The organism is Pseudomonas sp. GW821-FHT07G06 (assembly GCF_058986625.1).
The window spans coordinates 781,737-791,758 of the sequence record NZ_JBYSVW010000001.1 but is presented as its reverse complement, the minus strand read 5'-3'; the positions used below and the strand labels follow the sequence as shown (position 1 = coordinate 791,758).

Below are 10,022 nucleotides of genomic sequence, written 5' to 3'. Positions count from 1 at the left end.
TGGCGAGCTCGCTCACCACGTCCCCAAGGTCGGTGACTTCGTAGATATCGCTGCCGCCACCGCCGGCCATCGTGTCGGCACCTGCGCGACCGATAATGACGTCGTTACCTGCGCCACCGGTGAGGACGTCGTTACCCGCACCGCCCACGATCGTGTTGTGGAGCTCGTTGCCGCTGCCCGCAAAGTTGCCGCTGCCACCGAAATACAGATTTTCGACGTTGGCACCCAGGGTGTAGCTTGCGAGCGAGACCCAGACCGAGTCGTTGCCGGCATCGGCGAGCTCGCTCACCACGTCCCCAAGGTCGGTGACTTCGTAGATATCGATGCCGACTCCGCCGGCCATCGTGTCGGCACCTGCGCCGCCGATGAGGACGTCGTTACCCGCACCACCCACGAGCGTGTTGGCGAGCGCGTTACCGATGGCCGTAAAGTGGCCGCTGCCGCCGAAATACAGACCCTCGATGTTGGCACCCAGGGTGTAGCTCGCGAGCGAGGTCCAGACCGAGTCGTTGCCGGCACCGGCGAGCTCGATCACTACGTCCCCCAGGTCGGTGACTTCGTAGATATCGCTGCCGACTCCGCCGGCCATCGTATCGGCACCAATACCGCCGATAAGAATGTCATTGCCCGCGTCACCATTGAGGATGTCGTTGCCACCCAAGCCGTTCAGGAAGTCGTTGCCATCCCCTCCGCTGGCCACGTCGTTGCCTGCCGTGCCGACCCATAGGTCGCCACCGGCGGTACCGACAAACACTTCACCGGCGGCCACCGGGGCCGTGGCGTCGGACGTAACGGTTTCGGCCACGCCGAAGTCATCCACGTAACTGACTACCACGCGCACCTGATCACCGACCTGAGCCTGGCCAAGCGCAAACGTGCTGGCAGTGGCTCCGGCGATGTCGACGAAGGTCACCCCATTGGTCTCCTGCCACTGGAAGGTGAACTGCGGATTGCTGAGGCCATCGACATCGACGATGGTCGACAGGTCGGCGGTCAGCACCTCGTTCAGAAACGCAAACCCGAGGATGCCCGGCCCAGCGGTCGGTGCGTTGTTCGCCGACGAGTCGACGATCTCCAGCGTACCATTGCCATCCTGATACACCGCCCGAACGCGGATGTTCAGACCGGCGACATCGTCCGCCACCAGATAGGTTGCGCCAGTCACCCGCGAAGCCTCGCCTGCGGCGATAACGGTGATGTCTTCAAAGACACCCGAACCCGGGATGTTTTCGACCTGCCAGTAGTAAGACACCGCACCGGTAACCGCACCGGTCGGATTGGCCGCACTCACACTGTTTGCGTCGCGTAACGACCGATCGCTGACGCGCAACAGCTGGCCGGCGACAGGCGTATTCTCACGCGCACCGGTGGTAGCATCGAGGATCGCCAGACGCCCCACAGGTGCACTGTTCACAGCGGTGCCGACGCCGGACGCCTGCGCCTGGTCAGCGAACTGCAGACGCTCGATGCCCGTCAGGCGATCCACGCCATCACGGCCCGCCACCAGGTCGGTCACGATGACGGCATTGCCGTCGACGGTGACGCTGTACTCCGACGCATTACCGGAATACACCGCCGTGTCGAAGTTGTCAGTGCCGGTCAGAATCTCCCGCACGATGACCAACTGGCCCGGGTTGTAAGTACCGTTGAGCATAAACGGCACCAGGGGTTCCATGCTGTTGAAGGTGGCGATCTCCGCGCCGCTTCCATCAGCATTCGCCCGTACGCTGATGCGCACGTTCAGCCACTTGTCACCATCGATGATGTCGTCACCACCGCGGCCTTCGATCAGGTCGCTGCCGCTACCGCCGAGGATGATGTTGCCACCGTCGAAGAACGTCGCTCCGGCTGGCAATAGAGCCGCCAGGCCGTCGATCAGGCTGATGTTGGTCAGCACACTGCCGGTTGCACCCGCAGTAGGCAGCGATGTCGCATCTTCGCTGTCACCGCGCAGGAAGTCACCGTGGGACGAACCCGACAGGCCTTCCATGATGTCGAAACGCACCAGCGCCGAAGCGCCCGAACCCGGCATCGGTGGCACATCGAAGAAGCGGTCGCTGAAATCGACGCTCACGCCCTGGGCGAGATCCTTGAAGGTCGCCCAGTCATAGCCCGAGCCGCCGATATAGCGGTCACCCAAGCCGAGACTGCCGACCATGATGTCGTCACCGCCTTCGCCGTTGAACTTATCGTTCTCGCTGCCGCCGATGTAGACGTCGTGGCCGATCACAGGGTCGTTGCCGAGCGGGTCGAAGTTGTCGCCAGGTGCACCGTCCGAAGTGCCCTTCTCGATCCAGTCGTCGCCTTCGTTACCCATGTCCTGTTCGTTGGCCTTGCTGCCCAGGATGAAGTCGTTGCCCTGGCCACCAATGGCTTCGGAGGCGTCCTCACCGGTCACGATGAAGTCGTTGCCGAACCCGCCAATGATCAGGTTGACGCCGTTGCCTCCGTGCAGCACGTCGTTGCCGTCGCCACCCTGGATGTTATCGTCGCCACCGGTGTCGGTGATGATGTCGTCGCCAGCGCCGCCACGCAGCTGGTCGTTGCCGTCACCGCCTTCGATGCGATCGTTGCCGCCATCACCCCAGACCGTGTCGTCGCCTTCACTGGAGACGAGGATGTCTGCGCCCTCGGTGCCACCCAGCACGATGTGCTCGTCACCACTGTAGCGAATGTAGTTGGTGTCCGGCCCCGCGGTCAGCGGGTTGTCGCGGAACACCACCTGCTCGCCGTTCGGGCCGAGCGGATCGACGGAGACCAGGCCTTCGTTGAACTGCCTGCCCTGATCCACTTCCAGGTAGAACCCGGGATCCGAGAACACCAGGCCCGGCAAGTGCGTGGCCGAAGTGTTGGCCATGATCAGCTTGGCGAACGAGTTGCTTTCAAGCTCCGCATTCATCGACAGGCCAGAGGTACGCTCCAGGTAGTAGAAGCGATCGCCGTCCTGCAGTTTTTCCAGCTGGTTCTCGAACACGAAGTTGAAGGTGGAGCCGAGCATGCCGCCGAACGGAGTTTTCTGTTCGGCCAGGCCGCCAATCCACATATCGATGGCATCGACGCCCGTGATCGTGACATTTCTCAGGTCGTCGGCAGTGCCCGCGATCCCATCCCTGCCGGGCAGCGTCACGTTGGCAAAGGCACCGGTGCTGTTGAGGAAGTCCAGGCGGTCAGCCGGGGCCCCCACACCACCAAAGACCAGCGCCATCGCTGCAGCGCGTTTGCCTTCCAGCGTGGTCGCCGCCGTGATCGTGTCATGCGTGCCATAGGCGGCGGCGAAGTTGATCAACGACTCCGGATGCTTGAGGTGCTGCACCAGGTCGACCCAGCTGTTGTACGGCTTGAGTTGGGTGTCACCGGTTTGACTGTAGATATCGCGGCGGAACGCGTTGAGTGAAGGAATCCCCACGTCGCGGCCACGGGCGATGTTGATCGCCGGCAGGTCGAGCGGCAGGCCGAGCAGGTTATTGCGCAGCGCCTCGGTGACGAACTCGTCGATTTCGTTACCGGCTTGCCGGGTCACCCCACGGATGATCGCACTGGTCGCATCCTCTGGCGACACGCCACTGGCGGCGTACGCCAACGGGTTGAGGAACGCCGCGATCAAGCCCAGTTGCTGATCGGGATTGGCGCTGGCCGGATCGCCTATCACGTTGAAGTCGATGTCATAGCGATCGACAGTCTCGGTCAGCATCGAGTGGCCAAACCGGTACACGGTGTGGGCGAACTCGGCGACGATCGAAGGATCGAGGTCGACGTCATAGACCTGGGTCGGTGCGAAGAACAGGTCGATGTTGGGCTGGATGGTCCGCGCAAACTCCTCGAACACCAGGTGCTGATACTGCATCTCGGTGCCGAACTTGGCAGCCTGGAACAAGCGCTCGCCATTCCACTGCAGCGCATCGAACTCAGCCTGGGTGGTTGGCAAGGTGACCACCGGAGTGAGCAGCCACTCGTTGAGGAAGGCCACGTCACCCGAATCGAGCACGGTGTCCTTGGTTTGCTGGACCAGGCGGTTGTGCTCGGAGTGGAAGATCGCATGCACCGCGGTCAGGCCGATGTTCTCGTTGACCCGGCCGTCGCCGGCGATGTAGTGGGCATCGAGCAGTTCGTTGTCATAGGTCAGGTTGTTGCCGCCAGGGCCAACAGGCTGCGCATTGCCGACAAGGGTGTCGGCATCCGCCTGCAGAACCCCGCCGGTAACGACCGGCACGGCGTTGTGGGCGATGTCGTTGAGGAAGGCATGGCTGGTGCGCACCGCGTTCACGAGGCTTACCGGACTGGCCGGATTGCCTTCGACAAGCGTAGTGACATCATCGGCGGTGCCGGCAATGCCGTCTGCCCCGTTGTTCACCCGAATGACAACTTGCGGGAAGCCGTTCGGCCCTTTGATGAAGTTGCCATAGGCGTCAGTCGCCAGCAGCGGGCCGCTGTCGATATCGGCGTCGGTCAGGTTGATGCCCAGCACATCGCGCGCTTGGGCCTTGACCACCTTCCAGGTTGCCATGCCACCAATTTCAACGTCGTCAGCGGTACCAAACGTACCATCCGCCCCCAGGTCACGGTTAGTGATCAACCGGCCTGTCGCGACAGGGCCGTCGGCGGTCAGTTCATAACCGCGCAGGAACACCTGATGCGACGGGTGCGAGCTGTAGGTCTGGTTCTGGTCCACGAACGGCGAGGTGGTGTTGGTGTGCTCATGGATGTCGTCGGCGGTGCCGAGAATGCCATCCGCCCCTGGCTGGTTGGTCGCGCGGGTCAGGACCATGAAGTTGGTCGGGCTACCTGGGACGAACAATGGATCATCCGGCTGAAGCGGAATGAAGACAGTGCCCGAACCGCCTTTGGTCACCAGGTCCAGGCCATGATCGAAGAACTGCCCGAAGAAGGTCATCCAGGCGTTGAACGGAGCTGACAGCCCCGCATCCGCCGTGGTGTTCTCGAACAGATAAACATCGCGATCGTCGGCAGTACCGAACTGACCGTCCAGGCCGGGACTGGCGACTATCGATACGCCATCCTTGAGCACGTCGTCATTACCCGCCAGGCCGAAGTTGAGCACACCGTCCGCGCCCGGGTCGAAAGCCGTGGCATAGGCCGCCGGGTTGTTGGCGGTCTGATCGACGATCAGGTTACTGATGGTGCGCGGCTGCGAGTCAATCACAAGGCCGCCGTTGCTCGCATACGTCGTCCCCCCTTCCGCTGGGTTGAAGACCGGATCGCTCACGCGCGGGAAGAGGTTGTCGGCGGCACCAAACTCGGTGTGATCGTTGCCGTTGAGGTTCATCAGGTTGTTGTTCGACCCGTCGACCGTACGCAGGCCCAACGGCGCGCGGATGTTCGGGATCAGCGAGAGGATGTCCTGACCGGCCGCATCAGCCTCGGCAATCTTGATCTGGTCAAGAATGAAGTTGAGGTCGGAGCGGACCATGTGCAGACCGGCACCACCCGAGGTGGCATCCACCACCGGTACCGGCGCCGTCGGTACGACCGGCGTGCCGGGAGCCACCACGGCAGTCGGCTGCGAGAACATCATTTCAGTCGTGCCATGAGCATCCTGGTAGATTGCCTTGACGCGCAACGACAACCCGGCAAGGTCGGGAGAGACCTTGAACGTGGTACCGTCGGCACTCTGGAACGCCAGGTCGCCGGCCGGCAACAGGATGATGTCCTCGAAAACGCCGCTGCCTGGGTCTGACTCGAACTGCCAGTAGTAGGACACGGAGCCGTTGATCAAGCCCAGTGGATTACCCCCCGTGATGTTGTCGGCATCGCGCAGCCCGGCCACGCTGACAGTCAGCGTGTCGCCCACGACGATCGCGCCGCCGTTGCCATCGGTGATAGTCGGACTGCCAGTCGGTTGGGCATTGAGCCCATCCACCAGCACCAGCTGGTCATCGGCGAATTGCAGGCGTTCGATATGCAGCAGGGTATCGGTGCCGTCACGGCCCGCTACGCTGTCTGTCACCGTATAGACGTCATCCGCCAGATCGTCGGTGCCGCGGTCGTCGACGGTCACCGTGTACTCGTCCTGAACCCCGGAGAAAATGGCGGTGTCGAAGGCCTCCCCGTCAGTCGAGATGCCGGGCATGACTTCCCGCACGGCCTTGAGCTGACCAGGGTTGATGGTACCGTCCAGCATGAGCGGGATCATATCGACCATGCTGTCGAAGGAGGCGATTTCGGGACCGGTATGGTTGACGTCGCCAGGGGCATAAACGGCAATCCTGACGTTGATCCATTTGTCACCGTCGATCAGGTCATCGCCACCGCGACCCTCGATCAGGTCACTGCCATCGCCGCCAAGGATGATGTTGCCAGTGGCAAAGCCGGTGGTTGGCAAGCCGGCATCAGCCAGGAACTGGGCCAGTCCGCGGATCAACGCGACATTGGTCAGCGCACTGCCCGTGGCACCACCGTGGTTGATGATGGTGTCGGCATCGACATTATCGCCCCTGAGCACGTCGCCGAAACTCGAACCCGACAAGCCCTCGATCTCGGCAAAACGGTCGAGAATCGAGGCCGGCGAGGCGCCGACCGGATTGAACACCCCGGTGTTCTGGTTTGGCGTATTGCCGTGTGGCTGCGCCAGCGCGGCCATGGTCAGGTCAGCGGTCACGCCGACCCTGTCGTTCTTGTAGGTGATCCAGTCGAAGCCGGACATGCCGTCCATCTTGTCCTGGGCATCGCTGCCAACGAAGATGTCATCGCCACCCTCGCCGATCATTTCGTCGAAACCGCCGCCACCCGTAAAGATGTCGTTGCCGATCACATCGTCAGTGAGCAACGGCGAGGCGTTATCGCCAGGCGCACCGTCCTGGGTGCCCTTCTCGATCCAGTCATCGCCTTCGCCACCGGTAGCCGGCAGGTTGGTCTTGGCACCGAGGATGAAGTCGTCACCCTGGCCGCCGAAGGTAAGGGAGATGTCTTCAGTGGTGATGATGAAGTCCTGGCCGTCGCCACCCAGGATCAGGTTGCCACCCACCAGCATGCTGCCGGCCACGATCACATCGTTGCCGTCATTACCTTCCAGACGGTTGTCGCCAAACGAGTCGCTGATGATGTCATCACCCGCGCCGCCCAGTACCGCGTCATTCCCGGCGCCGCCTTCGAGGCGGTCGTTGCCGCCGTCACCGTAAACGGTGTCATCGCCTTCACCGGAAATGATGATGTCATTGCCGGCGGTGCCGCCCATGACGATATGGTCTTCACCGGTGTACTGCAGATAGTTGGTATCCGGACCTACGGTCTCGGGGTTGTCGCGAATCACCAGAGACACGACCTCCACGCCGTTGATCATGATGCCGCCCGTCGGATCGGCCCTGCCGTCCGCGCCCAGGCCGGTGAACTGATTGGCCTGATTCACCTCGAGGGTGAACGTCGGCGTCAGGAACACGGTGTTCGACAGGTGGGTGACATCGGAGTTGAGCATGATCAGCTTGGCAAAGGAGTTGTTCTCAAGCTCAGTGCCGAAGTTCAGGCCCGCGGTACGCGACAGGTAGTAGAAACGGTCGCCGTTCTGCAATGCCTCCATCTGGGTTTCAAACACGAAGTTGAACGTCGAGCCGAGCATGCCGCCGAACGGCATTTTCTGCTCGGCGAGGCCGCCGACCCAGAAGTCGACATCGTCGAGGCCCGTGATCGTCACACCCGTCAGGTCGTCTGCGGTACCCAGTATCCCATCTCGGCCAGGCTGCGTTACGTTGGCCCAGGCACCGGTGCTATTGAGGAAGTCCAGGCGGTCTGCAGGCGAACCCGCGCCACCGAATACCAGCGCCAGGGCCGCTGCGCGTTTGCCTGCCAGCGTAGTCGCCGACGTGATCGTGTCATGCGTGCCATAGGCCGCGATGAAGTTGACCAGCGACTCGGGGTGCTTGAGGTGGTCCACCAGGTCAGCCCAACTGATGTACGGCTTCAGTTGGCTGTCGCCGGTCGATGCGTACATCTCACGACGCGCTTCATTCAAGGTAGGGATGCCAGTGTCGCGGCCACGCGCCAGGTTCAGAGTCGGCAAATCGAGCGGCAGACCGAGCAGGTTGTTGCGCAAGGCTTCAGTGACGAACTCGTCGATCTCGTTGCCGACCTGGCGAGTCACACCACGAATGATCGCGCCTGCCGCTGCGTCCGCGGTCGCTCCGCTGCCGGCGAACGCCAGCGGATTGAGGAAAGCCGCGATCAGACCCATTTGCGAGTCCGGATTGTTCGGATCAGTGAGCAGCGGATTGAATGCGGGATCGAAACGATCGACGGTCTCGGTCAACATCGAGTGGCCGAAGCGGTACACCACGTGGGCGAACTCGGCGAGGATTGCCGGATTGATCGAGGTGTCATAGCCGCTGGGCGCAAGGAACTCGTCGATCTGTGGCTGAATGGTACGCCCGAACTCCTCGAACACCAGATGCTGGTACTGCATCTCGGTGCCGAACTTGGCGGCCTGGAACAGGCGTTCACCGTCCCACACCAGCGCCGCGATCCCGGCGGGTGTAGTCGGTATCGCCGTCACGTCGTCAGCCAGCCACTCATTGAGGAAGGCCAGGTCACCGGAGGCAAGGATGGTGTCCTTGGACTGCTGGACCAGACGGTTGTGTTCGGAGTGGAACACATGGTGCACGGTGGTCAGGCCGATGTTCTCGTTTACCCGGCCGTCGCCGGCAATATAGTGGGAGTCGAGCAGTTCGTTGTCATAGGTCAGGTTGTTGCCGCCCGGGCCAACGGGCTGCGCATTGCCGACTGCAGTGTCGGCATCCGCCTGCAGAACGCCACCGACGACGACCGGTGCAGCATTGTGGGCAATGTCGTCGAGGAAGGCGTGCCCGGTACTCACGGCGTTGGTCAGACTGATCGGAGCAGCCCGGTTGCCTTCGATCAGTTGCGTGACGTCATCCGCTGTCCCGGCGATGCCGTCGGCACCATTACTGACGCGAATCACTACCTGCGGCATGCCGTTGGGCCCGCGAATGAAGTTGCCGTACGCATCGGTTGCCAGCAAAGGCACGTTGTGCACATCGGCGTCGGTCAGGTTGATGCCAAGCATGTCACGGGCCTGCGCCTTGACCACTGCCCAGGTCGCCATGCCATCACCGGCGCCATCATCGGCAGTACCGAATATGCCATCGGCGCCGAGATCGCGGTTGGTAATCAGGCGTCCCGTGGCAACAGGGTCACCGGCCGCGTTGAGGACGTACTCGCGCAGGAACACCTGATGCGAGGGGTGCGAGCTGTAGGTCTGGCTTTGGTCGACGAACGGCGAGGTGGTATTGGTCTGGCCATCATCGGCCGTGCCGACTACGCCGTCCGCGCCGGCGGTACGCACGGCACGTGACAGCACCATGAAATTGGTCGGGCTGCCCGGTACGAACAACGGATCGTCCGCTTGCAGCGGAACGAAAACGATATCGGTCGCGCTCTTGGTGACCAGGTCGAGCCCGTGGTCGAAGAACTGGCCGAAGAAGGTCATCCACGAGTTGAAGCTGGCGGTCAGGCCGACATCGGGCGACACGTTGGGCATGAAGAACACGTCCTTGTCATCGGCCGTGCCGAACACCCCATCCAGACCGGGGCTGGTGACTATCTCTACGCCCTCCTTGAGTACGTCGTCATTACCCGCACCCACGACGCCGAAGTTGAGCACTCCGTCCAGTCCTGGGTCGAAAGCTGAGGCATAGGCCGCCGGGTTGTTGGCGGTCTGGTCGACTATCAGGTTACTGATGATCCGTGGTTGCGGGTCGACCACCGTCCCTGTCCCGACATAATCCGGCAGGAACGAGGGTTGAAGCAGGCGCGGGAAAGCATTGTCCGCGGCGCCAAACTCGCTCTGGCCGGTGACCAGGTTGTTGAAGCTGCCATCGACGGTGCGCAGGCCGAATGGCACCTGACTGTTGGGTAGCAAATCAGTGAGGCTGGCGCCGTCGGCATGCGCTTCAGCGATAAAGATTTGCTTGAGGATGAACTCCAGGTCCGACTTGTTGAAATTGGCCATTTTGGATTGCCCTCGATCTGTCTGGGTAAAGGCACGGGACGAGAAA

General features: G+C 62.2%; 1 protein-coding gene. It reads right to left on the bottom strand.

The genetic code is table 11. From position 1 onward, the window contains the following. The coding region (locus AC3WJW_RS03565) for a peroxidase family protein (RefSeq protein ID WP_493725134.1) at nt 1–9,976 on the bottom strand (9,976 nt) is incomplete at its 3' end. Nucleotides 9,977–10,022: the final 46 nt, after the last annotated feature.